Genomic DNA, 25,544 nt, shown 5'->3' with positions numbered 1-25,544 from the left:
TTCTTCGTATTATGGATTATCCTTAAGAATGTTCGAAGCCTGCACAAGGGGGAAACAGCCTGCTCGGGATGTTCTCTCCAAGAAACCTCTAATTGTTCCTGTCCGCTTACACAACCACTGGATGAATAATTCGGTGGTTTTTATATTGCTTTACATCGCGATCTGCATTAAAGTATGATGAACTAATATTGTAAGGCTGAAAGGAGAAAATATTGATGAAAGTAAACCACAGTAAAATTGTTGATTGTACAATTCGTGATGGAGGTCTAGTTAATAACTGGGATTTCAGTGTTGAATTTGTACAAAATTTATATGCCGGTCTAAATGAAGCCGGGGTTGATTATATGGAAGTTGGGTATAAGAACTCTCCTAAGTTGCTGACTGGTGCTGAGAATGCGGGTCCTTGGAGATTCCTGAATGATGATTTCCTACGGAAAGTGATTCCGCAAAAAGGGAACACTAAATTGTCTGCTTTAGTAGATATTGGGCGCGTAGATGAGAGCGATATCCTGAATCGCGAGGAGAGTATGCTTGATCTGATTCGGGTAGCTTGTTACGTTAAAGATGTAGATAAAGCGCTACAGCTTGTGAAGCTATTCCATGAGCGTGGCTACGAGACAACATTGAATATTATGGCTCTGTCTAATGTTATGGAGAATGAATTAATTGAAGCTTTTGAAATGATCAAAGATAGTGTTGTTGATGTTGTATATATTGTTGATTCTTATGGAAGTCTGGATCACAATGATATCAAATTTTTAGTGGACAAGTTTAAGACTCATCTTCCAAATAAGCGTCTAGGTGTCCATGCTCATAACAATTTACAGCTTGCTTTCTCTAATACACTCGTGGCTTCTGAGCTTGGTGTTGAACTGCTGGATGCATCCGTATACGGTATGGGCCGTGCGGCGGGTAACTGTCCTACGGAATTGTTAGTTTCGCAGTTAAAGAATACGCCTTATAAGCTTCGTCCTGTACTAGATGTCGTTGAACGTTTAATGATTCCTCTACGTGAGAAGGAAGAGTGGGGCTACATCATTCCTTATATGATTACGGGTTCATTGGACGAGCATCCGCGTTCGGCTATGGCTATACGGTCTTCGAAAGATAAGGATAAGTCTGTAGATTTCTATGATAAATTGACGACTCCAGAAGTAACTTTTGAACAAAAATAATATGTATTTACGTACGTTATTACATATACCAATGTAATGTCTGAAAAGGGAATCAATGAGAATTAGCTCTACATTGATTCCCTTTTGTAAAAATATAAGAAAGTATAAGTTTCACTTGATACTATGTTCCTTATATTTCCGTTGAAACGGGTGCCGTCTTTGAAAAAGGACGGCATTGCCGTTTCTACTTGTCTAAATTAATAAAAAAACTTGCAAATGTGATCTAAACATGATATATTATTACTTGTCTTCGGAGAGAGTAATTCATTATCGAAGAGCATAACGGGACGTAGCTCAGCTTGGTAGAGCACCTGGTTTGGGACCAGGGGGTCGCATGTTCAAATCGTGTCGTCCCGATACGACCTTCGCGGGTGTAGTTCAATGGTAGAACTTCAGCCTTCCAAGCTGATAGCGTGGGTTCGATTCCCATCACCCGCTTCCTTTATAAAAAAAAAGCCTCTGCGCTGCAGAGGCTTTTTTTTGTCTTTCGGTAGTTGTATAAATTCTATTCTGGTTGCAACCGTTGTTTGGTTTTAAGTAAGTAATGAAAAATTTCAGGTGAAATGGGTTTTGTTTTGTCGTTTTGTTGTTAGTGATTAGATGACATAATATTAACTCTATTCGTAAATAATGTTAATATTATGTCATTCATCGGTTCATATGCTCTGATATAATTTCTGCTAGGTAGATGAAAGGGGATTATGGTGTTGAAAAAAGAGCTTGCTGTAGTGATGTTGTTGAGTGTCATTTTACTTTCAGGATGTGGACCAGATAAGCCTGCAACGGTGACGCCAGATTCGAGCGAGTCGCCGAGTAAACAAGTAGCAACACAGCGGGTACAAGATACTGATGCAAAAGAGATTGGAACCTCGGAGAATGAAAAGGTGAAACTTTATTCAATAACGGATGGGGTAAAGCTAGATATTAACGGTAACCAAAAAGATTTTGTTTGGAATGTACCTGTTGATACTGGAACTGCTCCGCAGGTATTTTATACGGATGTTACAGGTGACGGAAAAGAAGAAGCCGTAATTATCATCCAGACTGGGCGAGGAACAGGCTTAGACAATTATGATATTCATGTCGTTAGCGACAAGGATCTATCCGAATTCAAAGTCCAAAGCTATGAGGAGATTGTTGCTGATCAGCTTGAAACGCATGTTGCTAAAAAGGGTGACGATACGTTAGCGATTTCAGTTAAAGCACAAGGAAAAGAATATAACTTCAATTATGGGTTTGATCCAGTGCCGGATCACAAGCAAGATAGCCTTGCTTTTGGTGGTGTATATATTTATTATTTGGAGAATCAAAAAATAAAATTGAACCTCGGGGGGGCTGTGGTCGGGTCTACCACATATGTGTGTGATTTTAATGTCACTTATAAATTCGACAGTGCGAAGAATGAATTTGTTGCGGATCAAATTGAAGTTAAACCTATTGAAAAATAGACAAAAAACTTGTCCCAAGTCTTTAGCAAGCTTTTTGTCTGTTGTTCTTAGATGTTGGAATAATTGAAGAACATATGTTGACCTTCCAGGATCTTAGAAGTGACAACTACCCATATATCACTCATTTTATATAAGAGTTTCCCATTTTCAGTTTTGCTATTTGCTTGAAAAGACCGACTTGAGTATAAAACAATTTGTCGCCGATTGGGTTTTGAAAGATGCTCAGAATTTTAGCAACGTTCACGCAGTTTCTCCGTACGTATGACTTTACTGGAGGTCAAACAGAAATTTATCGATGCACCGGATATTTTTAACTCTAGTGCCTTTAAGCAAGCTATAGAGCGTTCCGGATTTGAGGTGGATTCTCAAGAAGACTTTACGGCCCTAACTGCCCCAAAGGGATTATTGATACATGGAATTACGTATGATACAATGTAAGCGTTAAACTAAACAAATTCTAGACAAAGAAGAGGTAACCACGACGCCCATGAAGTAAACCATCTATTTCTCTATAAACTGCATGTAAATGAAACAGGCAGTCTCTACAGTGTGTAGGGGAGAGGATAGGTGTGTCCAATTTTGGGGTTATCGTCATCGTTAGGGTTTGTTGACGATTCTTCTTTGTTGAGCCATATCATCATTTTACTATCCCACTGTAGGCCTGCGCTTACGGTTTTTTGTGTTTTCAAGGTTATGAGTTACGGTGTTAATTCCTTGATGTCGTCCATAACCCGAGAAAATGGTTCAGCAATCCGTCTGTAAAACGAATAGTTGCTGATATTTAAAGAGGGGATGATTTATATGATGAGCATTTTAAAGGGTAGGGGTTTAGGAAAAGAGTGGAATGGTAAATTGTGCTTTGAGCACGTAGACATAGAGATTTATGAAGGGGAAAGAATCGCCTTGTGTGGGAGTAATGGCGTGGGGAAGAGTACTCTTTTTCAAATATTAACTGGTGAGGTAGAACCAAACAAAGGTACGGTTGAGCGTCATTTGCCAGTAGAACATTGGGGAGTTATGCAACAACATGGAGATCACTTGTTGAATTTAACGACATTACAAGCGGCTCAGTATGACAGTCAGGAACTCTGTGAGATCAAGCAGCAACTGCTAGGATGCGAGAATGAGCTTCAGCATATTTCCTCAGATCAGAGTCATTCATTGCTTGAGGCTTATGGGCATTGGATGGCACAATACGAGCAATTAGATGGCTTTAGGTGGGAAATTGAACTAGAGAAGATCTTGACGATGCTTCAGATTAGCTCTGAGCTATGGGGAGTTCCATTCGCCCAGTTAAGCGGGGGTCAAAAAACGAGGGTGCGTCTGGCTTCCCTCCTCGTTCGCAGACCTCAATTCCTCATGTTAGATGAGCCGACAAATCATTTGGACGAATCAAGTATGCTGTGGTTAGAACAATGGCTGTTACATTATGAGGGGACCGTATTATTCGTATCTCATGATAGAACATTCTTAGATCGAGTAGCTACTGGAATTGGTGAGTTAACTGAAGCGGGCTTGAAGAAATATAAAGGAAATTATAGTGACTATCGACGCGAAAAAGATAGGGAATTGAGGGAACAAGAAGCACTTCATAAGAAGCAACAACAGGCTCGTGAAGCGCTAGAAGAATCCATAAGAAGATATCAAGACTGGTTCAACAAAGCAGATCGTGCAGCAACGAAACAAGAAATGCCGAGCACAGTTAGTTATTATAAAGCGAAAGCCAAGAAGAACATTTCTCGTTATCATGCTAAGCAAAAAGAAATGGAAAGGCTTGATGCAGAGAGCGTGCAGAAGCCGCGGAGTGGTCCTAAATTAAACATGCAGATGGGGACGGGGTCTTTTGCTGCACGTAATCTAGTGAGACTTGAGCAGGTTGATTTTGAATTTAAGGGACATCGTATGTTGTTTAATAAGCTGGATTATATTGTAGCTCGAGGGGATCGGATTGCGATTAGAGGGGCTAATGGCACAGGCAAATCGACACTATTGAAGCTGATCATGGGGCATACGATTCCTAACACAGGTGAAGTTCGGCATCATCCAGCACTGACTATCGGATATTTCTCCCAAGAATTAGATGGCTTGGATGATGAACAGACGTTACTGGAAACCTTGTTAGGCTTACCAGATATGACGGAGTCATATGCAAGAACCATTCTAGGGTGTTTTCTCTTCTCGCGTGAGGATGTATTCAAGAAGGTAGGCGTTCTTAGTATGGGAGAAAGGTGCCGGATAGCCTTTGTACAGCTTTATTTCAGTGGCGCTAATCTGCTTGTGCTCGATGAACCGACGAATTATTTAGATATCGTAACACGTGAGGTTATTGAAGATGTTCTTCAAAAATACCCTGGAGCACTTGTTGTAGTCTCCCATGACCGAATGCTTGTACGGAAGCTAGCAAATCGTCTATTGACGTTATCTAACGAGCATGAACCACAAATGTTCGAAGGAACGATAGAAGAAGAGGAAGAACGTATAAGTATGAAAGGGCAGTCAGGGGTGTGGAATTCATCTAATGACAATGCACGAATTGAATTAGCATGGGAGCTGTCAAGATTGTTGAATGAAGATGAAGGAACGGAACAGGAGAATACTTCGAGAATAGAGAAAATTCGCATGCTACGTAAAGATCTGGAAAGGCTATAGGATCTATACTCAATATAAGCATAATTTTAGTGCTGAAAAAGGGACTAGACTTGCCAGCATTCACAATTATGCATATAATAATGATCAATAGAGTGTGTTTTTGTTATTAATGAAATGCAATGATGGAGAAGAGTAAGTAGTGCCTCTATACAGGGAGGAGACGCCTTTAGATTGAGAGCGTTTCTACAGATATAGGCTACTGAAGTTCCCTCCGGAGCAGTTCCTTGAACTTGATCATAAAGAAGGCTTTTTTAATTTATGGTTGATAAGCGTAGAGGGTATCGGTTCACGATCCGTTATAATCGTCTAAAAGTGAGAAAGTGATGCTTGGATGGACAGAAGCCTTAAGTATTATAGCTTCAACTGAGCATGATTTCTAACAAGGGTGGTACCACGGTCTTTTCGTCCCTTTTTTCGGGGAGGAAGGGCCTTTTTTGTTAAAATATAAGAATTTATATGCTGTACATAATAAATGATCCTTATATTTTTACGAGAAACGGATGCCGTCCCTTGAAAGGACGGCGCAGCCGTTTCTTCTTATAATTTATTACTATTTTGGAGCAAAATGGATTATGAATGTTCATTATTTATTGCATTTAAGTGAAATCAGGGGGGCATGAAAGGCTATGAGAGACAAGTTAAAAGCATTAAAAATTGAGGCGTTAGCTCATTTGCAAGATGTGTTAGATCCTCAAACATTAAACGATTTACGTGTGAAGTATTTGGGTAAAAAGGGAGCGTTAACGGAGATTTTACGAGGAATGGGCTCTTTGAGTGCGGAAGAGAGACCCCTTGTCGGACAGGTGGGGAATGAGGTTCGTGCAGCGATTGAGGAAGTTATTGAGGCTAAGCAGAATGCTTTTCAGCGGGCAGAAACAGAACAACGTCTTCAAGCTGAGCAAGTGGATGTTACGTTGCCAGGTAGAAGAATGACCCAAGGAGCCATCCATCCTCTGAATAAGGTTATTCAGGATATGGAAGAGATCTTCATCGGTATGGGTTACAGCATTGCTGAAGGACCTGAAGTGGAGACTGACTATTATAACTTTGAAGCCTTAAATCTTCCTAAGAATCACCCCGCTCGTGATATGCAGGATACGTTCTATATTACTGAGGAGTTATTGATGCGTACTCAGACGTCTCCAGTACAGATTCGTACGATGCAAGCCATGGAAGGTGAGGTTCCAGTCAAAATCATTTGTCCTGGTAAAGTATATCGTCGTGATGATGATGATGCTACTCACTCTTTCCAATTCAATCAAATTGAGGGTCTTGTTATTGATAAGAACATTCGTATGAGTGATCTAAAAGGAACCTTGCAGCAGTTCGTGCAAGAAATGTTCGGTCCGAATACTCAGATTCGTTTGCGTCCTAGCTTCTTCCCCTTCACAGAGCCTAGTGCTGAAGTAGATGTTACGTGTGTGAAGTGTGGTGGAAGTGGTTGTCGGATGTGTAAGCATACAGGCTGGCTTGAAATTCTAGGTTGCGGTATGGTGCACCCGAAGGTACTTGAAATGGGTGGTTATGATCCGGAGGAGTATAGTGGATTCGCTTTTGGTATGGGTGTTGAACGCATCGCCATTTTGAAATATGGAATTGACGATATTCGTCATTTTTACAATAGTGATATGAGTTTCTTGAAGCAATTTGCACGGATTTAATCTCGACAAGAAGGAAGGGAGATAGATATGAAGGTATCAATGGCATGGTTAAAGGATTATGTTGCGTTAGACAATGTTACGGCTGAGGATTTAGCTGAACAGATCACGCGTGCAGGAATAGAAATCGATGAGATTGAGAACCGCAATAAGGGTGTAAATAAAGTAGTGGTTGGGTATGTGAAGAGCAAGGAGAAGCACCCTGATGCAGATAAGTTGAATATATGTATTGTAGATGCAGGACAGGGTGAGGATCTACAAATTGTGTGTGGTGCCAAGAATGTGGATGCGGGTCAGAAGGTCCCTGTAGCCCTTGTGGGAGCTGTCATGCCTGGGGGTATGGAGATCAAGAAGGCTAAGCTACGTGGTGCTGCATCACACGGTATGATCTGTTCAGCCAAAGAATTAGGCATCAATGATAAGTTGTTACCGAAAGAACAACAAGAAGGAATCCTAGTACTTCCTGAGTCTGTAGAGATTGGGACCCCAATAAGTCAATTTCTGGATCTGGACGATCAGGTATTGGAATTCGATTTAACACCGAATCGCTCCGATTGTCTTAGCATGCGTGGTGCTGCCTACGAAGTGGGAGCTATTCTAGGACGTGAAGTGAAAATGCCGTCCCCTGAGAAAGATCTTGTGGAAGTTAGCGATGTCGCGGCAGATCATATCTCAGTAACTGTTAGTGCACCGGATCATTGTAGTCACTATGCAGCCAGATATATTACGAATGTAACGATTAAGACTTCACCACAGTGGTTACAGAACCGCCTTATGGCCGCAGGCGTACGCCCCATTAACAACATTGTGGATATTACGAATTACGTCATGCTTGAATATGGTCAGCCTCTTCATGCCTTTGATGCTGATAAGCTTGCGAATGGCGCAATTGATGTTCGTTTAGCTCAAGCTGGAGAGACATTAACGACATTGGACGGACAAGAGCGGAAGCTTGAGCCTCACATGCTATTGATTACAGATGGCGTGAAGCCTGTAGCACTTGCAGGCGTTATGGGCGGCGCCAATTCTGAAGTCACTGAGAATACAGTAAGTATACTGTTAGAATCAGCTAAATTCGATGGAGGGACAGTACGTAAAACTTCCCGTCAATTAGGTCTTCGTTCTGAAGCGAGCCTACGTTTTGAGAAAGAGGTAGATCCGGGTGCAGTGATTACTGCATTGAACAGAGCTGCTTATTTAATCGCTGTTCATGCTGATGGTTTGGTGCATCAAGGCGTAGTTGAGAGCATCGTTACACCTAAGCAGGAGCTTATTGTTTCGATTACACTGGAAAAACTGAATCGGGTGTTGGGTACAGAACTGTCAATGCTGGAAGTGAAAACGATATTAACTCGTCTTCATTTCGATTGTGCAGATTCAGCACATGGTTTGATTGAAGTGAGCGTGCCTACACGGCGTGGTGATATTACAAGTGATGTTGACCTAATCGAAGAGATCGCTCGTTTATATGGATACGACAATATTCCTACAACACCTATCGAGGGGCCAACAACGCCAGGGGCTTATACGAAGCCACAAGCTTTAAGACGTGATCTACGTAGATTGCTGACGCATGGAGGATGGCAGGAGTTAATTAGTTACTCTTTTACCCACCCAGAGCAAACCGCTGTGTTTCCAGCATTAACTGTGGGGAGTAAGCCGGTTAGATTATCTATGCCTATGAGTGAGGAGCGCAGTGTTCTTCGTACGAGTATCATCCCGCAATTACTAGATGCTATGGCATATAACGTTAACCGCAAACAAACAGATTTGGCATTGTTTGAAATGGGAAATGTATTCTTCTCGGAGGAAGAACAATTAACGACTCAACCGAAGGAAATCCCAGTACTTGCATTTCTACTTAGTGGTAACCTTGGACAGAAGCAATGGAATGTTAATCCAGTGAAGGTAGACTTTTTTGATCTAAAAGGTGCGCTAGAAACATTGTTCGAGCATTTAGGTCTACAACAAGATGTAACCTATGTCGCGAATCAACCCGAGGGGTATCATCCAGGTCGTTCAGCTTCTATCTATTTAGAGAATAATGGAGGAGCTAAGGTATTGTTAGGTACGCTTGGTCAGGTACACCCTCAGCTTCAGCATGATCGAGATTTAGAAGACGTTTATGTGGCAGAAATGTTACTTAAACCTCTTTATGACTATACGAATTATGATGTGAGATATCGCGAATTACCTAGATATCCAGCTGTTGAGCGTGATATCGCTCTTGTTGTAGATTCTCAAGTGGAAGCGGGTGCCCTGCTAGCGGTAATTCGTGAAACAGCAGGTAATTTACTGCAAACTGTGCAAGTATTCGATGTGTATACAGGTAGTAAACTTGGTGATAACAAGAAGAGCGTAGCGATTTCGCTCGTATATCGTCATCAGGAGCGGACGTTGACAGATGAGGAAGTGACTTCGTTGCATGGGAATGTTGTTGCAGCTCTTGAACAAACTTTTGCAGCTGAATTAAGAAAATAGCAGGAATTAAACGAAGTCACATCGAATCCATAGAAATAGAGATTCGGTGTGGCTTTTTTACCAACAAATAAAGGATATAAGATCTTATTCAATATAAAGATAACAGCAAGAATAAACACCCATGTGAAGGAGGGCAAAACAGTGAATATACCTGATCGTACACGTGTCACCGTCGAAATTTACGGGACTTCTTATAAACTGGTTGGAAGTAGTTCAGAATATATGAAAAAAATTGCTAGTTACGTCGACGAAAGAATGAACAGTATATCAAAGAATCATTCACGGCTAGATACACCTAAACTTGCAGTGTTAGCAGCTGTCCACATCGCTGAGGAAGCTATTCAAACGCAGGAAGTTCGCAATGAATTAAAACTACTAACGGGTGAGCGGAGTGAATTAAGAGCTGAGGTTTCTCAGCTTCAAGCAGTTCGTGTTGAACAACAGCAACGGCTTGTGAAGCAGCAAGAAGAATACGAGGATAAGCTCAAGGAGCAAGGAATAGCGTATGCTCAGCTCGAGCTGGCTAAGAATGAGGCTCTTGAACAACTTGGACGGACTAAGGATGAAGCAATCCAACAGCTTGAACGTGATAAGGCAGAGGCTATCCAACAGCTTGAACGTGATAAGGCAGAGGCTATCCAACAGCTTGAACGTGATAAGGCTGAAGCTATCCAACAGCTTGAACAAGATAAGGCTGGAGCTATCCAACAGCTTAAAGGTGATAAGGCTGAACTTATGAAGCAGCTTGAACAACACAAGACTCTCCTTAAGGAGGAGAGTCTTAAGAAAGATCAGTTGGTGCAAAGTCAGGCCAATCTGGAACAGAAGCACAAGCAGAAGATTCAAGATTTAGATAAGCAAATGGTGGAATTACGGAGTAATCATTCGCAGCAACAGGTTAAACTTCGTAATGTGGAACAGGATTTGAAGAAGAGTCAAGAAGGGCATTCTCAATTGATCGAGCAGCATAAGATAGTTGTAGATCGCGAACAAACTTTGAAGACTGAACAGCAATCTCTTTTAAGTAAAGTTACGAAGCAAGAAACGCAATTGAATCAAATGAAGAATGATTTAACAAAGTCTGAGAGTGAACGGCAGACTCTGCAAAAGGCTGTTGGTGAATATAGTGATTCTTCTCGTAAATACGAAGGGGAAGTACACAGATTAACTGCGGAATTAACATCGTGGAAGATGCTTGCCGACAAACGAAATGAAGAGATCTCAGAATTGGAATTAAGGATCCTAGAAAGTACCGAACAGAATGAGACCCTCGAAGTGGGAATGAAGTCACTCCACGATGAACTCACTGTTCAGAAGGAATTGTATGAGCAGACTATGCGTACGTATCAATCAGCTGAAGAGGCAGTGATTGATCTTACTAAACAATATGAAGAGGTACAGGGATTGCTACAAGTATCTAACCAGAATCTTACGACATGGAAACAACAGTATGAAGAGTTATCTCTACAACAATCAGCTTGGGGTGCTGAGCAATTAAAGCTTCAGGAGGAGCTGGATATTTGGCAGCAAGAGATTGCGGTGTCAGAACAACAAGTAGAAACGCTTCAAGGTGAGAAGGAGACTGTAGCGACAGAACTACGAGAGATAGGTGAATCATTCGAGTTAGTAGCGAATCAATATCGACTATTGCAGGTAGAACATGAAATGCAGGTAGAACAGGCTGGACAAATGGAGGAAGAACATCGTCTACTCCGCGAAGAATATGCTAAACTGCAAAGTGAATATAACGAGTGGATTGAATTGATTGAACAGGATCAGAATTGAATGAAGAAAAAAATCCCCTTATGATCCCTAGAAGGATGTTATCCTTGAGGGGGCATAAGGGGATTTAATATTATTCGACAATGATTTTTGAAATCATAGATGTGTGGCCTGTACCACAGAAGACGGAGCAAGTGATTTCATATGTGCCGGCTTTATCTGGTGTAATAACTTTAGAAGAGTTTTTTTGATCAAGTTGAAGGTTCAAGCCTGGAATAAGTACACCATGGTTTCCTTCAGCATTATCAAATATGATTTTGACAGGTACACCCTTCTTGAGATGGTATTCTTTCTGGTCGAAGTTATAGTTAGTCGCCTTAATGACTAACTCCTCGCTTGGAGCAACGCCAGTTTCTGTCAGTCCACTATTTGTGGGAGCTGCGTTGTCATTATTACCTCCACATGCTGCTAAAGATAGAATAAGGAAGCAGGATATGATAATTGCAAGTGTCTTTCTCATAAATTCCCTCCGATAATGTTGGATAGTGTGACAAATACAGTAATATTATACCTCAATATGTGATCAATCGCATGTATTCATTTGAATGATTAGTGAACAAGAAGTAACAAAATGATTTACAGGTATATAGATTTAGTTATAATGGGTATTACATCATATTGGATAAAAGTAGGGGATAGATATTCATACGGAAGTAATACTAGAAGGCGTGTGGCACCGTAAAATTATTAATGCATATTGGGCTATAGTCGGTATGATTTCAATTGCACAAGTCATTCTGATCATGCCTGAAGGACTAGGAATCATGGAATTAAGCAAGTTGGATATTAAATTGAATTGGCGTGCCATTCTTAATGGGGGTATGCTGTTATTGATGGTTTTCATGGAGTTCTGGTTACATTATGGAAGGAAGTTTAAGAAACAGAAGATTGTGATATGTGGATTTTTATTATCCTATTCATTGTATTTCATCGGACCCATGATGTACGCATCACCATTTGTCTTATTGTTGCCTGTGCTAGTTTCTTTGGTATATTTAGACTGGAAATTAGTCGTTAGCTATTCTATCTCTTGTATTCTGTTATACAGCGTTATTTATTTCTTTCTCGAATATACTATATATGCTAAACCGATGTATGAGTTTATTTATACGGAGTGTGTATTTATCGTCTTTATTATGATTGCGAGGACGATTATAATTCGAGTAAACGAATTCAAAGAGCATTTGGAGAACGTCATTAAATCGGAGCAACAATTGATGGTTGAAAAGACGATCTCCGATAAATTATTGAAAATAGACGCGTTAACAGGTTTATACAACCACAAAACATTTCATGAATATTTAGAAGTACTGCTAGAGCAATGCGAGAACAATCAGTTGTCTCTGTCTCTAGCTCTGATTGATATCGACAATTTCAAACAGGTTAATGATACTTATGGCCATAGGGTAGGGGATTTAGTGTTAGAAGATTCAGCTAATAAGTTAACGTCTCTAATGATGCCCAATGATTTCGCAGCACGTTATGGAGGGGAAGAATTTGCAGTTATATTTACGGATAAAACGGCAGATGAAGCTGTAGCGATGGCAGAAGGAATTAGGCAGGGGATTGAACAATTGGTTCATCCGTATATGGAGAACAAACCTATAACCGTTAGCATAGGATTATGCGTATACCACCAAGGTTATGGTAAAGAAAATTTATTCCATAACGCAGATCAGGCGCTTTATGAAGCTAAACGTTCTGGAAAGAATCGTGTGGTAACAGCAGATGAATGTGAAACAAGAGCAGCTATAATAGCCGCAGAGCGGATGTAACCTATGATATTAGACAAGCCCCTGTCATATACAGGGGCTTGTCTTGTGTGTACCAAGGAATAGCGTTGTGCACTACCCTTTACTACGACCAGCTTCATAGGGGGTAGATACCGGAATGAACAGGTCGATAATGCCAATGACTAGTGCAGCAAGTAGAGCACCTAGCATAGTTACGCTAACACCACTGACGATGAATTGGGCGATATAGATCACCAAGGCACTGATGATAAATCCAACAATCCCTCGACCAAAGGGGGTAATCTTTTTGCCAAATATACCTTCTACTACCCAACTCAGTAAGGCAATGACCAGAGCTAACATTAATGCACTCCAGAAACCCCCGACTGAGAATTGAGGTACGATCCAGCCTACAATCATTAATACAATTGCAGCTACAATAAATCGGACGACATGCCCTAAGAAATGCATGTAAAGACCTCCTTTAGACATAAGAACTATGGTATTCGAGAGTTAGTGTATTCAATTTTCCCGAATGTTATGTATTGATGGAATCGTAAATGGCGAATTCGTGGTAATTTCGTTATAATAAAGTGATGATTGAAAGGAGTAGTGAGTATTCTTGGACAATAAGATTTTTAAAACTTTAGATTATCGTAAAATTTTAAATAAATGTGCCGATTTCACTCAGACAACGATGGGAAAGCAGGCTGTGGATGATCTAGAGCCGGTTACTCAGTTGGAGTCTGTAGAATTGTTGTTACAAGCGACAGATGAAGCTTATACGGTAGATCGATTGAAGGGGACACCTTCTTTTGCTGGTATTACGGATATTACGGATGCTTTGAAGCGTGCTCGTATCGGAGGCGCATTAAATCCGCATGAATTGCTATTTGTGAGTAATATGACTTATGGGTCAAGAAGGATCAAGCGTTTTGTTGCAAGCGTTCACGATGAGCAGGAAGTGAACATTCTGTTCACGCTTAGTGATGGAATCTCTGAGCAGAAGCCAATGGAGGATGCCATTAGATCATGTATCGACGATACTTCGGAGGTTATGGATACGGCAAGTTCTGAACTAGCGCAAATCCGCCGCGAATTAAGAACGGGTGAGGCTCGCATTCGTGAGAAGCTTGATTCGATGATTCGTTCTTCAACAGTATCCAAAATGTTACAGGATCAACTTGTTACGATTCGTGGTGATCATTTTGTTATCCCAGTAAAGGCAGAACATCGCTCTTATTTCGGAGGTATCGTTCACGACCAGTCAGGTTCTGGAGCGACATTATTCATCGAGCCAGAGGCTATCATGAATATGAATAATAAGTTGCGTGAGTTACGTATGAAGGAAGAGCGGGAGATTGAAGTTATCTTGCAGAAGCTAACGGCTTTAGTTGGGGATCAATCTGAGTTGCTTGGAATTGATATCGGATTAGTAGGCGAATTGGATTTCATATTTGCCAAGGCCCGATTGGCTCATGTAATGAAAGCTTCAATGCCGAAGATGAACAATGATCGCTACCTCAAATTGAAGAAAGGGAGACACCCCTTAATTCCGCTAGAGCAAGTGGTTCCGATTGATGTGGAGTTAGGAAACGAACATACTTCAATTATTGTGACAGGTCCAAATACAGGGGGAAAGACTGTTACCCTTAAGACGATCGGTCTACTTAGTTTAATGGCTATGTCCGGATTGTTCATTCCTGCGGAGGAAGGAAGTCAATTATGTGTATTTGATGCGATCTATGCAGATATTGGTGATGAGCAGAGCATTGAACAAAATCTGAGTACATTCTCAAGTCACATGACTAATATTATTCGGATTCTGAAACAAATGACACCACAAAGTCTGGTGCTTCTCGATGAGGTGGGAGCAGGTACAGACCCTGCAGAAGGTTCAGCACTAGCGATTTCTATTCTAGAACATATGCATAGATCTGGATGTCGTATGGTCGCTACAACGCACTATAGTGAGTTGAAGGCATATGCGTATGAACGTAAAGGTATTATTAACGCTAGTATGGAATTCGATGTGAACACGCTAAGTCCAACGTATCGGCTTCTGATCGGTGTGCCGGGAAGAAGTAACGCTTTTGCTATTGCAGAACGTCTAGGGTTGCAAGAGAGTATACTGGATTATGCCCGTGGTGAAGTGAAAGAGGATGATATGCGCGTTGAGCATATGATTGCTTCTCTTGAAGAAAACCGCCTAGGTGCAGAGAATGAACGTGAACATGCCGAGCAGCTACGTCAAGAGATGGAGCAATTACGCACGCTTCATCAACGTGAGCTAGAAAAGCTCGAACAACAACGTGATAAGCTAGTGGAGAAGGCGGAATTCGAAGCGTTGGTCATTATTGATAAAGCGCGTACGGAAGCAGAAAAAATCATATCAGAACTCCGGGAACTCGCACAGGCTGAGGGCGCGGCTGTCAAGGAACACAAACTGATTGCGATTCGTAAGCAACTCGAGGAAGCTGAGCCTAAGCTACGGAAGAAGGGCCCAGGTAAAATGCAATCTAAGGCTCCACGTGCTATTGAAGCAGGCGATGAGGTTAGAGTATATAGTCTGAATCAGAAAGGTCATGTGGTCGAACTTACAGGGAGTAAAGAAGCTCTTGTCCAAATGGGAATTATGAAGATGAAGGTAAGCCTCGATGATCTAGAATTGTTAAGCTCCTCCCAATCAGAGAATAAGCAAAAACAGCGTAACGTGACCACGCTTAATCGTACGAGGGATGAACATATCCGAAGTGAACTGGATTTACGAGGTTCTAATCTTGAAGAGGCACTATTGGAAGTAGATCGTTTCATCGATGAGGCCTTCCTTGGGAATTTGACGATGGTTTACATTATCCATGGTAAGGGAACCGGGATATTACGTACCGGAATGCAGGAGTATCTCCGTAAGCATAAACATGTGAAAAGTTATCGTTTGGGTAATTACGGGGAAGGTGGAAACGGAGTTACTGTAGCCGAGCTTAAATAGATTTAGGGTACTGGATCTGGATACGAGGAGGTCAAATCATACATGTTTAATGCGATTGATCGATTGCTGGCACACCCTCTTGGGATACTAATTGGATATTTTTCAGTGGGGATATTGGCTTTAATTGTGTTTCTTTCATGTTTTGAATTGGTGACGAAATACAAGTGCTGGGATGAAATTAAACAAGGGAATATATCCGTGGCTATGGCTACAGGAGGTAAAATATTCGGAATTTGTAATGTGCTGAGATTCAGCATTGAGGCTAAAGTCTCAATTTACGATTCAATGAAGTGGACTTTCTTTGGATTTTTGTTACTGCTTCTTTCTTATTTTCTATTTGAATTTCTAACGCCTGTTTTTTCAATTGATGAAGAAATCAAGAAGGATAATCGGGCAGTGGGGTTAATCTCTATGATGATCTCTATTTCACTTTCCTACTTAATTGGAGCTTGTATATATTAACATGAACACATAGTTTATCTAATGAAAGAGTTGTCCTAAGGTAAATTTGCGGGAGGGCCCATGACTTCATGAAAAATTTGGCGCGTATTTTATTTGTGGCTGCGGTTGTTTTTTTTGCGGCAGGAATTATCTATTTAATGAATATCTAGGAGGATGAATTATGGAAACGAATGTTTGCCCATGGTGTCAGACTGAAATTGTATGGGATGATGAAATAGGTCCCGAGGCAGAATGTCCTCATTGTCAGAATGAGTTGAATGAGTATCGTACGCTTAATATTGGGATTGACGAGGATGAAGAGCAAGAACAACAAGAACGGTCAGAACCCACGGCTGTCAAGCATAGTTCAGAGGATGATATAGATTCTGAGAATTATTGGGATGAAGAGATTAACGGGGCGATCGCAGCATTCCGTGCGCTCGATAAGTATGAGACAACACATGACTTGAGCCTTTATGATGTGACGGTTGCTAAAGTGTTGGACGAGCAGTTGGAAGTACAAGAATGTCCTCACTGTCACGAATACATGTTACTTACAGGCCAACAGAAAATAACGGATTCTGAGTATAAGCCTTTCATATTTAGCGCACTTCAAGCCCCCATTTTGAGTACACCATTCACGGTGAATACGTATATCTGTTCTGGTTGCTTCCATGTGGAGAGCTCATTAAATGACGAAGATCGTATACGTTTCATTAAAGGGTTAAATGCTAAGAAGCTTTAAGTTATGTGGGTGTATATAAATAAATAAATAGATAACGAATAGCCCTTGCCAATAATGGTAAGGGCTGTTTGTTATCTATGTTCAGTATAAGTATTGCCATCAGGTTGGCTGTGCCTTAGTCGTTCTAGTATGGGAGAACAGCTCCATCTCAGGTCGAGGATTGCCTGAAATAACATCAGCTAGTAAATCTGCAATCATACTGGTAACCGTTCCATTGCCTCTAATCCCTCAATAAAATAACAGTGACAGTCCTCCTGCTATAATTCTACCTTCAGGAGTTGTTCTCATATAGAGATAAGAACGAGCTGTTTCCCATATAAGACACCGTTCGTGCCATGTACTCTCCTTTTAATAAATTATGAACTGAGAAATTCTTCACATAGAAAATTTAGGCTCTGGATATACTATTCCTTGTTCAAAATTATTTACTCAGGAGGGAAATGAAGATATGCAATCTATGCAAATGCAACCACTAACCAGTAAAGAATTAGACTATATTATGGATTCTATTTCCAATGAGGATCTGTTGATTAAACAGTGTGCAGCGACAGTAGCAAGTTCACAGAACCCGAATATTCAGCAGGCCTGTCGGAGTTATATTGAAAGTATGGAACATCATCTAGATATGCTCGTTCAATCGCTACAGCAACATCAACAAGTAGCTCCGATGCAACTGCCACAATAATTTTACACCCATAAATAACGAGGAGGAAATGAATACAATGATGAATTCTCAGAGCGCGTCAACAATATTGCCGGAAGAAGATTTGCTAAATACGGTTCTATGCAATTTGAAAAGAACAGTTAGAGAATATACAACGGCTACAACCGAATCTGCCTGTCCCACGATACGTCAGATGTTTACGGATCTAACGAATGATACATTAAGGCTACAGGGAGACCTATTTCACTTAATGCAACAACAGAACCAATATACACCTGCTAGTAAAGCTTCGAGGCAAGAGGTTGATAAACAGCTTCAACAATCTCGAAAAACGCAACAGCAGTCGCATCAATTCGTTCAGCAGAGGTTGGGTGGAGTAGGTCAAACTCAACCGTTGCCGCAGAATCAACCTAATTCTCAAAATTCTAATTATATGTAGTCTTTTCTTGAGATTATTAATCATGTTTAGAGGACCATTCCTTGAGATATTAAAAAGAGGAATGGTTTTTCTATGCATTAACTCTTAATTATTGTAATATAAGTATTAATCTCTTTCCGCAGGTATTCATGATAATCAAGCTATGAATAGATATCTGTGAAAAGCAAGTGCTGGAGGGTGACTTATGAAGGAACTGAACGATCTAAAGTTAAAGGTGTTAGAGCTTTTGAAAGAGGATGCGAGAAGATCCCCTGCTTTACTGTCTACGCTCCTGGGTGTAAGTGAAGATGAGGTCAAGACGACAATAGCCGAGCTTGAGAGTGATCATGTCATTGTGAAGTACGCCGCAGTTGTTAACTGGAGTAAGATAGAAGATGAGAAAGTCACTGCGCTGATTGAAGTGCAGATAACGCCAGAGCGGGGACGTGGATTCGAAGGGATTGCAGAACGAATTTATCTGTATCCGCAGGTGAAATCAGTATATTTGATGTCAGGTGCCTATGACTTACTTGTTGAAGTAGAAGGACGTAATTTAAGGGAAGTGGCGAATTTTGTTTCTGAGAAGTTATCGCCAATTGAATCGGTATTGTCTACCAAAACCAACTTTATTCTAAAAAAATACAAACAAGACGGTATTATCTTGGATGAACATGAAGAAGATAATCGCCTCATGATTTCACCGTGAAGGAAGATGTGAGTGTCATGATCTTAAATGAAGATCTTGCAAAAGAAACTAATAAATCCATGGAATCGTATTTAGCACCGCTCGTTAGGGAAATTGCTCCTTCGGGTATTCGTAAATTTTTCGATCTTGTATCTGCTAGCAAAGATATTATTACGCTGGGAGTAGGAGAGCCAGACTTTATTACTCCATGGCATGTACGCGAAGCATGTGTGTATTCATTGGAACGTGGCAATACAAGGTACACTTCTAATGCGGGAATGCCAGAGTTACGTGAAGCTATTGGCAAATATCTGTATGAGAGTTTTCATGTATCTTATGAGCCAGATAAGCAAATTTTAGTGACGGTTGGGGGTAGCGAAGCGATAGATTTAGCCCTTCGTGCACTCATTGTCCCTGGGGATGAAATTCTTATTCCAGAACCTTGTTACGTATCCTATTCTCCAATTACGGCTATTGGGGGAGGCATTCCCGTCGGAATTGAGACGAATTCTGAGAATGGTTTCAAGTTGACTGCCGAAGCGCTAGAGGCGAAGATCACACTTAAGTCTAAGATTCTGATCTTAAGCTATCCAAGTAATCCTACAGGTGCCATTATGACATATGAGGATTGGCTTCCGATAGCTAAACTGGTAGAGAAACATGACTTGATTGTTATTTCGGATGAAATCTATGCAGAGCTTAGCTATAACGAGAAACATGTTAGCTTTGCAGCTATTCCAGGAATGATGGATAGAACGATATTAGTAAGTGGTTTCTCAAAGGCATTTGCCATGACAGGTTGGAGAATGGGATATGCTTGCGCACACGAGGATATCATTGCAGCCATGCTCAAAATTCATCAATATACCGTGATGTGTGCTCCTGTAATGGGTCAAGTGGCTGCTTTAGAGGCTCTAACCAATGGTCTCGAGGAAAAAGATAGAATGGTTGATTCTTATAATCAGCGAAGACGTCTAATTGTTCAAGGTTTCCGTGATATAGGTCTCGATTGTCATGAACCTCAGGGCGCTTTCTATGCATTTCCTAGTATTAAGAGCACGGGCTTATCGTCGGATGATTTCGCTCAGGGCTTACTTGTAGAAGCAAGGGTGGCTGCTGTACCCGGTACTGTATTTGGTCTCGGTGGTGAAGGTTTTATCCGATGTTCATATGCAACTTCAGTTGCTCAATTGAACGAAGCTCTGGACCGAATCGGTAAATTTGTTGAGCGATTGAAACAAGGTTAAATTATATATCTTTAGAATTATACTTTTATTTATTTTTTTTATGTTATAATTTTCCTCTGTGAGCATAATTAGACTATCTAGGGGGGTTCTTATGTTTTGTACTGATTATGATCTACCCACATATCGCGGAAGTTATGCTGCCGAAGAAAATCGTAATAAATGGTCCACAAATACAGTGTATTTTTCAAGAGATAATGCACTGGAAGCTGAGATTCAATTTCTTCGTAGTAGGATGGAACAATTGTTTACTCAGGAGAAATCTTTTACTTCCGATATTGTCATTGAAATCAGTATTATGTTAGACCAAAAAATAAATGAATATATGAGAATATGTGGCTCTAAAAAATAGTGTTATCCAAGAAGACCCGATATATATCGGGTCTTCTTTTTTTATATATCCTAGATATGATATATTAGAGTAACTATTTAAAAAGGTTGTTCATAAAGTCATCAATTGATCAGGAAGTAATCACCTTCTTGGTGCGGACAGTAGACTTCTTGAGCATGCACTTACAAAGGGGGAGCGGCTTTGAAGGCTATAGGTAGACTTATGATTGTTTTGTCGGCAATCATCATGCTCACTGCATGTGGATCAGATAAGGCTGATGTATCGGTGTTTATTACAGATGATAAATTTGACCCTTCTCAAATTAGCGAGGAACTAAATCAGATATTACAGGAGAAGATGGGAGAGGAACTTAAGGTTAAGGTTACCGCGACTCCTATATTCAATCTACAGAAGTTAATGATAGAGTATGCGACTCATGACCATGATATTATCATTTTGCCTGAGAATGAAATGAAGGTATATGGTAGAGACGGGGCAAATATTGTACTTGATTCTTACTTTGATCCAGAAACCTATTCAGATGGTGTATTTGAGGGTGGTGTTCTGGATGATGACAATAATGTCAAGACAGAGAAGCATTTGTATGGTATTCCAGTCTCTCAGATGAAAGCCTTTCAGGATCTAGAATATACCAGTGTTGGATTATACGCCACAATTGCGGTTTCATCTGATTCGGAAGAGAACGCTGTTAAAGTATTGAAAGCGATGATTGAATAGCGGGAATTGGTAACCCGTACACGCAATAGAAATCTATGATGACCGTATGGTATGTATCAAACCAACACTAGTTATTGTTCAAGTATTTCAAGTACTGATTGGGCTGACGACTCGAGTGTTATAATAGATGGAAATTGTAATTTATAGGAGGAATACGGATGAAGGTGTATACACGAACGGGTGATGAAGGCGAAACTTCGGTAATCGGTGCTAGAGTGAGCAAAGACGATGATCAGGTTGAAGCTTATGGAACGATCGATGAATTGAATAGCTTTGTAGGACAAGTGATTAGTATGATGGGCGAGGATGAGCAATTTACTGATCTAAAGGAGCAATTGTTAGAGATTCAGCATGAGTTATTTGACTGTGGTTCTGACTTAGCTTTTGTAAATCTTAGTGAAAGTAAATACAAAGTATCTGAATCGATGTCAGAGCGGTTAGAGTTATGGCTCGACACGTGTGAACAGGAGAATCCACAACTGGAGCGTTTCATTCTACCTGGGGGAACGTTGCTTTCGTCTACGCTTCACGTATGTCGGACAGTATGTCGCCGAGCAGAGCGTAGGACAGTTACATTAGGTAAGAGTAAGGAGATTAATCCTGCTGTACGTAAATATCTAAATCGGCTATCTGACTACTTCTTCGTCATTGGTAGAACGGTGAATGTGCGTAGTGGAGTGACTGATATTGAATATGTACGTAGTCAAAAAGTGTTTCGATCAGGCAAATGACACTCTCACAATATTATAATCCAATAACATATGTAATTCCCACAGAAGAAGAGGGATGGATACTCAAGGACATATTGCAGCGGAAGTTAGGTGTATCCCGGAAGTTGTTGTCCCGATTGAAACAGAGCGAAGAGGGCATTCAACTGAATGGGGAGAAGGTCTATATCAGTGTTCCTGTTAGGGATGGAGATGTGGTGGAAATCCGAATGGAGCAGGAATCTTCGGATGATATTTTGCCACAGCCCATTCCTTTCGATATTCTGTTCGAGGATGAACATTTGCTTGTAGTGAACAAGGCAGCAGGGATGATCGTTCATCCTACAAAAGGGCACTATACCAATACGCTAGCTAATGGTGTGGTCCATTATTGGATTGAACAAGGACAGCGGTTTCGTTTTCGGCCTGTACATCGGTTAGATCAAGATACATCTGGCGTTATCGTCATTGCTAAGAATCCATATGTACACCAACATATTTCTGAGCAGATGGCAGATAATCAAGTAGACAAGAACTATATTGCCTTAGTTCATGGTTCACCTCATCCCACGGAGGGGATGATTGATGGTCCTATTGATCGAGATCCTGCTGAACCTCATCGTAGAATTGTGACGGCAACGGGATATGCCTCTTTGACACGTTACAGACTTCTTGAAAAGTATAAGAATGCATCCATGATAGCCTTGAAATTGGAAAGTGGGCGTACGCATCAGATTCGTGTTCATATGACATCTATTGGCTGTCCGCTTATCGGGGACACCTTTTATCAGCACCCTTGTTATAGTGAAGATATGGAAATGGGAGAGATAAAGGAACTTGATCAGTATATGGGGCGCCAAGCTTTACACGCTAATGAATTGTCATTCTTTCACCCTATATTGCATCAGTCCATGACCTTTAAGGCCCCACTGCCAATAGATATGCAGCAACTTCTTAATAAATTGCTTGGTTCAATCTAATGATGAATGTAACAGGAGGAATACAAGATGGCTAAACTAACCATATATCAATATCCTAAATGTAGCACATGCCGAAATGCGGTGAAATGGTTGCAGGCTCACGAACATGAGCTTGAATTACGACACATCGTCGAGGAGCCACCTACCGTGTCAGAACTGAAGAATCTGATCTCTTATAGTGGATTAGAACTCAAGAAATTTTTCAATGTAAGTGGAGAGGTCTATAAACAAATGGGGCTAAAAGATAAACTTGCAGAGCTTAGTATGGATGAGCAGATCGAATTACTCTCTTCGAATGGGATGCTCATTAAGCGCCCAATCGTGACAGATGGTGAACAGGTTACGGTTGGATATAAAGAAGATCAGTATGCCAATATATGGGGTAATGCTTAAAGACCCAAAGGATTTACTAGTTATGATATACTATTTAGAATGATCTAAGAATAACTCATATATCTTGATTTTCTTTAGAATCCATAGGTATAGGGTGAGCAAAATTTAGTTCAATCTAATCGTAGAACCCACTTCATTCATTAGTGGTTTCAGATAAACAAGGAGCGGTAAAAGAGTGACACGCAATAATCAACAATCTATTATGCTGGTCGATGGAATGGCCATATTATTTCGAGCTTATTTTGCAACAGCTACGAGCGGTTATATACGGCGAACTAAGGCTGGAATTCCTACGAATGCAGTCTATGGCTTCGTTCGTTATTTTTGGGATGCGGTACAGACCTTTAATCCAAGTCACATCGTTTGTTGCTGGGATCTTGGAGGGGGAACCTTTCGTGCTAAGGAATTCGCTGCCTATAAAGGAAATCGATCGGAAGCGCCGGAAGATCTGGTGCCGCAGTTCGCTTTAATTCGTGATGTAGTGGATAGCTTTGGAATCCCTAATATTAGCTGTCAAGGTTATGAAGCAGATGACTGTATAGGTACCTTAGCATCGCTATGTAGCAAGGACATGAATGTAATGGTCCTAACGGGTGATCATGATTTATTACAGCTTGTGAGCCCTCAGACCAGTGTGATTATTATGAAAAAAGGGCATGGGAATTATAAAGTATATACGCCTGAATCTTTGTACGAAGAGAAACAGTTACTTCCACGTCAAATTATTGATGTTAAGGCGCTAATGGGTGATGCTAGTGATAATTATCCTGGCGTACGTGGTATTGGTGAGAAGACGGCGATGAAGTTAGTTCAAGAGTATGGGTCCGTAGAGGGCGTTCTAGAGAATCTTAATCAGTTAACGACGAGTGTACGAACTAAGATTGAGAATGACCTGGATATGCTACATCTATCACGGAGACTTGCTGAAATTCATTGTGCCGTTCCTATCGAGTGTGAATTAGAGGGTTGTCTGTTAGCGCTTGATCAATTCGTCATATCATCTAAATTTGAAGAGCTTGAAATGAAAAGTCTATGTGGACTGATGGGAGTGGAAGTAGTTTAGTGAAGATATCTTGGGGAAAACTCAACAGAAGAAATATAAGTATAGGTATACTAGCTATGATCATGATAGGGTCTTGGTTAGTTCCTGGAAGCGTGGATACTTCTTATGCAGCATCTAAATCAGCAGTTAAAAGTGAAACGAAGAAAGTAACGGTTAGCGGACGAACCTTCACAGTTCAGACGGTGACGATTCCGAAAGGGACACCGGTTACCTTAGGACTAGCGAAAGGTCAGGTTGGATCAACACAGGATTTCAATGCTATTGTAAAAGCGTATGGAGCTCAGGCAGCTATCAATGGTGCTTTCTTCGAAGCTTATGGTGGGCCAACAGATCCTTATGGTAATCTGATTGTAGAGGGTAGAATCGCACATATTGGACGTTACGGTACGACCATTGGCTTCAAAGCCGATGGTTCAGCCCTAATGGAGAGTTTGTACATAAGTATTACGGGTAGGGTTACAGGAACAAAGGGACGGTCTCAGAGTTGGTATGCAACCTTTGTCAATCGCACACCTGCACCGAACGCGAGTAACAGTATATTATTTACGCAAGATCGTGGGACACGTGTAGGCTTTAAAGGCGGGATTGCTGTTGTGGTTGAGAATGATAAAGTTAAGAGAAAAGTAATCAATGACAATGTGGCCATTCCTCCCAAGGGATATGTTCTCATATATAGTGGTACACAGAAGCCGTTGGCTGATCGGTTCGAAATCGGAGCAACAGTAGAGATGAATATCTCATACAAAGATCCCAAGGGTAACTCTATTCCGTGGGAAGAGGTCGTTACAGCTGTAGGGGCAGGACCCCGCCTTGTGAAGGATGGTAAGGTCGCTTTATCACCTGCTGCAGAAGGATTTCAGGATCAGAAGATTTTGAGTAGTTCTGCTGCACGTAGCGGTATTGCCATTAAGTCAGATGGATCAATCATGATTGCAACTGTATCTGGAGCAACGATGAAACAATGGGCTGAAATTATGAATAAAATGGGTGTCAAGCAGGCTATGAATCTGGACGGTGGAGCTTCTTCTGCCATGTACGGAAATGGTAAAGTCATTACGCAAGCAGGACGATTACTAAGTAATACGTTAGTTTTTGGAAGTAACCTCAATAAATAGTAACAGCAATGGCTATGAAGTGATTCAGTATATGAATATGAGGTTGACTTGTTTGGAATAACCGAGCTATAATGCCGATGATCTTAAGTATGTAGGAGGAATATT

General features: G+C 40.9%; 25 protein-coding genes, 2 tRNA genes and 1 pseudogene. 24 read left to right on the top strand and 4 right to left on the bottom strand.

All coding sequences use genetic code 11. The annotated features are described in order from the left end of the window. Nucleotides 1-215: 215 nt before the first annotated feature. From J2T13_RS05840 to J2T13_RS05820, 5 genes are all read left to right on the top strand, one after another. Nucleotides 216-1,175: an aldolase catalytic domain-containing protein gene (locus J2T13_RS05840; RefSeq protein ID WP_429369234.1), complete on the top strand. Its 960-nt coding sequence runs from the start codon at nucleotides 216-218 to the stop codon at nucleotides 1,173-1,175. A 283-nt stretch (nucleotides 1,176-1,458) separates the two neighbouring features. Next, nucleotides 1,459-1,532 (top strand) — tRNA-Pro (locus J2T13_RS05835). Nucleotides 1,533-1,542: 10 nt separating this feature from the next. Beyond that, nucleotides 1,543-1,613 (top strand) — tRNA-Gly (locus J2T13_RS05830). A gap of 269 nt (nucleotides 1,614-1,882) precedes the next feature. Next, nucleotides 1,883-2,623, top strand: coding sequence for a hypothetical protein (locus tag J2T13_RS05825; RefSeq protein WP_429369232.1), 741 nt, complete (start codon nucleotides 1,883-1,885; stop codon nucleotides 2,621-2,623). A gap of 261 nt (nucleotides 2,624-2,884) precedes the next feature. Next, the gene (locus J2T13_RS05820) at nucleotides 2,885-3,061 is read left to right on the top strand and encodes a hypothetical protein (RefSeq protein ID WP_429369230.1); all 177 of its coding nucleotides are present in this window, start codon (nucleotides 2,885-2,887) and stop codon (nucleotides 3,059-3,061) included. A gap of 104 nt (nucleotides 3,062-3,165) precedes the next feature. On the opposite strand, the gene J2T13_RS05815 is transcribed toward J2T13_RS05820, so the two are convergent. Then, nucleotides 3,166-3,312 (bottom strand): hypothetical protein, encoded by a 147-nt coding sequence (locus J2T13_RS05815; protein ID WP_429369228.1) that lies wholly within the window; start codon nucleotides 3,310-3,312, stop codon nucleotides 3,166-3,168. A gap of 112 nt (nucleotides 3,313-3,424) precedes the next feature. On the opposite strand from J2T13_RS05815, the gene abc-f reads away from it, so the two are divergent. The 4 genes from abc-f to J2T13_RS05795 all read left to right on the top strand — a co-directional run bounded on the left by abc-f (nucleotide 3,425) and on the right by J2T13_RS05795 (nucleotide 11,196). Continuing rightward, the gene (gene abc-f / locus J2T13_RS05810) at nucleotides 3,425-5,272 is read left to right on the top strand and encodes a ribosomal protection-like ABC-F family protein (RefSeq protein ID WP_429369226.1); all 1,848 of its coding nucleotides are present in this window, start codon (nucleotides 3,425-3,427) and stop codon (nucleotides 5,270-5,272) included. Between the two features lie 626 nt (nucleotides 5,273-5,898). Continuing rightward, nucleotides 5,899-6,933 (top strand): phenylalanine--tRNA ligase subunit alpha, encoded by a 1,035-nt coding sequence (gene pheS / locus J2T13_RS05805; protein ID WP_429369224.1) that lies wholly within the window; start codon nucleotides 5,899-5,901, stop codon nucleotides 6,931-6,933. Between the two features lie 27 nt (nucleotides 6,934-6,960). Then, nucleotides 6,961-9,411: a phenylalanine--tRNA ligase subunit beta gene (gene pheT, locus J2T13_RS05800; RefSeq protein WP_429369222.1), complete on the top strand. Its 2,451-nt coding sequence runs from the start codon at nucleotides 6,961-6,963 to the stop codon at nucleotides 9,409-9,411. Between the two features lie 141 nt (nucleotides 9,412-9,552). Beyond that, on the top strand, nucleotides 9,553-11,196 hold the full coding sequence (locus J2T13_RS05795; protein ID WP_429369220.1) for a hypothetical protein: 1,644 nt from the start codon (nucleotides 9,553-9,555) through the stop codon (nucleotides 11,194-11,196). A gap of 70 nt (nucleotides 11,197-11,266) precedes the next feature. On the opposite strand, the gene J2T13_RS05790 is transcribed toward J2T13_RS05795, so the two are convergent. After that, on the bottom strand, nucleotides 11,267-11,653 hold the full coding sequence (locus tag J2T13_RS05790; RefSeq protein WP_429369218.1) for a cytochrome C oxidase subunit II: 387 nt from the start codon (nucleotides 11,651-11,653) through the stop codon (nucleotides 11,267-11,269). A gap of 208 nt (nucleotides 11,654-11,861) precedes the next feature. Between J2T13_RS05790 and J2T13_RS05785 the strand changes: the two genes are divergently transcribed. Beyond that, nucleotides 11,862-12,968, top strand: coding sequence for a GGDEF domain-containing protein (locus tag J2T13_RS05785; RefSeq protein WP_429369216.1), 1,107 nt, complete (start codon nucleotides 11,862-11,864; stop codon nucleotides 12,966-12,968). A 72-nt stretch (nucleotides 12,969-13,040) separates the two neighbouring features. Here J2T13_RS05785 and J2T13_RS05780 read toward each other — a convergent pair whose 3' ends face one another. Beyond that, complete coding sequence (locus tag J2T13_RS05780) at nucleotides 13,041-13,397, bottom strand: phage holin family protein (RefSeq protein ID WP_429369215.1); 357 nt, start codon at nucleotides 13,395-13,397, stop codon at nucleotides 13,041-13,043. A gap of 151 nt (nucleotides 13,398-13,548) precedes the next feature. Between J2T13_RS05780 and J2T13_RS05775 the strand changes: the two genes are divergently transcribed. From J2T13_RS05775 to J2T13_RS05765, 3 genes are all read left to right on the top strand, one after another. Beyond that, complete coding sequence (locus tag J2T13_RS05775; protein ID WP_429369213.1) at nucleotides 13,549-15,915, top strand: endonuclease MutS2; 2,367 nt, start codon at nucleotides 13,549-13,551, stop codon at nucleotides 15,913-15,915. 42 nt (nucleotides 15,916-15,957) lie between these two features. Continuing rightward, nucleotides 15,958-16,377: a DUF350 domain-containing protein gene (locus tag J2T13_RS05770; RefSeq protein ID WP_429369211.1), complete on the top strand. Its 420-nt coding sequence runs from the start codon at nucleotides 15,958-15,960 to the stop codon at nucleotides 16,375-16,377. A gap of 160 nt (nucleotides 16,378-16,537) precedes the next feature. Then, nucleotides 16,538-17,101 (top strand): hypothetical protein, encoded by a 564-nt coding sequence (locus tag J2T13_RS05765; protein WP_429369209.1) that lies wholly within the window; start codon nucleotides 16,538-16,540, stop codon nucleotides 17,099-17,101. A gap of 99 nt (nucleotides 17,102-17,200) precedes the next feature. On the opposite strand, the pseudogene J2T13_RS05760 reads toward J2T13_RS05765, so the two are convergent. Beyond that, nucleotides 17,201-17,437: pseudogene (locus tag J2T13_RS05760) on the bottom strand (amino acid oxidase); the annotation flags it as partial. Nucleotides 17,438-17,549: 112 nt separating this feature from the next. Here J2T13_RS05760 and J2T13_RS05755 point away from each other — a divergent pair. The 11 genes from J2T13_RS05755 to J2T13_RS05705 all read left to right on the top strand — a co-directional run bounded on the left by J2T13_RS05755 (nucleotide 17,550) and on the right by J2T13_RS05705 (nucleotide 25,439). Beyond that, nucleotides 17,550-17,786: a hypothetical protein gene (locus J2T13_RS05755; protein WP_429369207.1), complete on the top strand. Its 237-nt coding sequence runs from the start codon at nucleotides 17,550-17,552 to the stop codon at nucleotides 17,784-17,786. Nucleotides 17,787-17,826: 40 nt separating this feature from the next. Next, a complete protein-coding gene (locus J2T13_RS05750) occupies nucleotides 17,827-18,204 on the top strand; it encodes a spore coat protein (RefSeq protein ID WP_429369443.1) in 378 nt (125 codons plus the stop codon). 184 nt (nucleotides 18,205-18,388) lie between these two features. Further along, the gene (locus tag J2T13_RS05745; RefSeq protein ID WP_429369206.1) at nucleotides 18,389-18,889 is read left to right on the top strand and encodes an Lrp/AsnC family transcriptional regulator; all 501 of its coding nucleotides are present in this window, start codon (nucleotides 18,389-18,391) and stop codon (nucleotides 18,887-18,889) included. Between the two features lie 17 nt (nucleotides 18,890-18,906). Beyond that, a complete protein-coding gene (locus J2T13_RS05740; protein ID WP_429369204.1) occupies nucleotides 18,907-20,115 on the top strand; it encodes an aminotransferase class I/II-fold pyridoxal phosphate-dependent enzyme in 1,209 nt (402 codons plus the stop codon). A 91-nt stretch (nucleotides 20,116-20,206) separates the two neighbouring features. After that, entirely contained in the window at nucleotides 20,207-20,464 is a 258-nt protein-coding gene (locus tag J2T13_RS05735; protein ID WP_429369202.1) for an aspartyl-phosphate phosphatase Spo0E family protein, read from the top strand. Nucleotides 20,465-20,644: 180 nt separating this feature from the next. Beyond that, nucleotides 20,645-21,181 (top strand): hypothetical protein, encoded by a 537-nt coding sequence (locus J2T13_RS05730; RefSeq protein ID WP_429369200.1) that lies wholly within the window; start codon nucleotides 20,645-20,647, stop codon nucleotides 21,179-21,181. Nucleotides 21,182-21,339: 158 nt separating this feature from the next. Next, nucleotides 21,340-21,912 carry a cob(I)yrinic acid a,c-diamide adenosyltransferase gene (locus J2T13_RS05725; RefSeq protein ID WP_429369198.1) on the top strand — a complete coding sequence of 191 codons (573 nt, stop codon included), beginning with the start codon at nucleotides 21,340-21,342 and terminating at the stop codon, nucleotides 21,910-21,912. Beyond that, complete coding sequence (locus J2T13_RS05720) at nucleotides 21,909-22,868, top strand: RluA family pseudouridine synthase (protein WP_429369196.1); 960 nt, start codon at nucleotides 21,909-21,911, stop codon at nucleotides 22,866-22,868. The genes J2T13_RS05725 and J2T13_RS05720 overlap by 4 nt, the downstream gene beginning before the upstream one ends. A 27-nt stretch (nucleotides 22,869-22,895) precedes the next feature. Continuing rightward, nucleotides 22,896-23,261, top strand: coding sequence for an arsenate reductase family protein (locus J2T13_RS05715; RefSeq protein WP_429369194.1), 366 nt, complete (start codon nucleotides 22,896-22,898; stop codon nucleotides 23,259-23,261). Between the two features lie 175 nt (nucleotides 23,262-23,436). Beyond that, the gene (locus J2T13_RS05710; RefSeq protein WP_429369192.1) at nucleotides 23,437-24,324 is read left to right on the top strand and encodes a 5'-3' exonuclease; all 888 of its coding nucleotides are present in this window, start codon (nucleotides 23,437-23,439) and stop codon (nucleotides 24,322-24,324) included. After that, nucleotides 24,324-25,439 (top strand): phosphodiester glycosidase family protein, encoded by a 1,116-nt coding sequence (locus tag J2T13_RS05705; RefSeq protein ID WP_429369190.1) that lies wholly within the window; start codon nucleotides 24,324-24,326, stop codon nucleotides 25,437-25,439. Before J2T13_RS05710 ends, J2T13_RS05705 begins: the two co-directional genes overlap by 1 nt. Nucleotides 25,440-25,544: the final 105 nt, after the last annotated feature.

The sequence above is a fragment of the Paenibacillus sp. DS2015 genome, from assembly GCF_050433705.1.
Classification (GTDB): Bacteria; Bacillota; Bacilli; order Paenibacillales; family Paenibacillaceae; genus Paenibacillus_AQ.
This window is presented reverse-complemented; position numbering and strand designations above follow the sequence as displayed.

Bases quoted from the DNA above. Each gene is read 5' to 3' on its own strand.
- J2T13_RS05840 (WP_429369234.1), top strand. From the start codon at position 216: ATGAAAGTAAACCACAGTAAAATTGTTGATTGTACAATTCGTGATGGA.
- J2T13_RS05820 (WP_429369230.1), top strand. From the start codon at position 2,885: ATGACTTTACTGGAGGTCAAACAGAAATTTATCGATGCACCGGATATT.
- abc-f (WP_429369226.1), top strand. From the start codon at position 3,425: ATGATGAGCATTTTAAAGGGTAGGGGTTTAGGAAAAGAGTGGAATGGT.
- pheS (WP_429369224.1), top strand. From the start codon at position 5,899: ATGAGAGACAAGTTAAAAGCATTAAAAATTGAGGCGTTAGCTCATTTG.
- pheT (WP_429369222.1), top strand. From the start codon at position 6,961: ATGAAGGTATCAATGGCATGGTTAAAGGATTATGTTGCGTTAGACAAT.
- J2T13_RS05790 (WP_429369218.1), bottom strand. From the start codon at position 11,653: ATGAGAAAGACACTTGCAATTATCATATCCTGCTTCCTTATTCTATCT.
- J2T13_RS05780 (WP_429369215.1), bottom strand. From the start codon at position 13,397: ATGCATTTCTTAGGGCATGTCGTCCGATTTATTGTAGCTGCAATTGTA.
- J2T13_RS05770 (WP_429369211.1), top strand. From the start codon at position 15,958: ATGTTTAATGCGATTGATCGATTGCTGGCACACCCTCTTGGGATACTA.
- J2T13_RS05765 (WP_429369209.1), top strand. From the start codon at position 16,538: ATGGAAACGAATGTTTGCCCATGGTGTCAGACTGAAATTGTATGGGAT.
- J2T13_RS05755 (WP_429369207.1), top strand. From the start codon at position 17,550: ATGCAATCTATGCAAATGCAACCACTAACCAGTAAAGAATTAGACTAT.
- J2T13_RS05750 (WP_429369443.1), top strand. From the start codon at position 17,827: ATGAATTCTCAGAGCGCGTCAACAATATTGCCGGAAGAAGATTTGCTA.
- J2T13_RS05745 (WP_429369206.1), top strand. From the start codon at position 18,389: ATGAAGGAACTGAACGATCTAAAGTTAAAGGTGTTAGAGCTTTTGAAA.
- J2T13_RS05740 (WP_429369204.1), top strand. From the start codon at position 18,907: ATGATCTTAAATGAAGATCTTGCAAAAGAAACTAATAAATCCATGGAA.
- J2T13_RS05735 (WP_429369202.1), top strand. From the start codon at position 20,207: ATGTTTTGTACTGATTATGATCTACCCACATATCGCGGAAGTTATGCT.
- J2T13_RS05725 (WP_429369198.1), top strand. From the start codon at position 21,340: ATGAAGGTGTATACACGAACGGGTGATGAAGGCGAAACTTCGGTAATC.
- J2T13_RS05720 (WP_429369196.1), top strand. From the start codon at position 21,909: ATGACACTCTCACAATATTATAATCCAATAACATATGTAATTCCCACA.
- J2T13_RS05715 (WP_429369194.1), top strand. From the start codon at position 22,896: ATGGCTAAACTAACCATATATCAATATCCTAAATGTAGCACATGCCGA.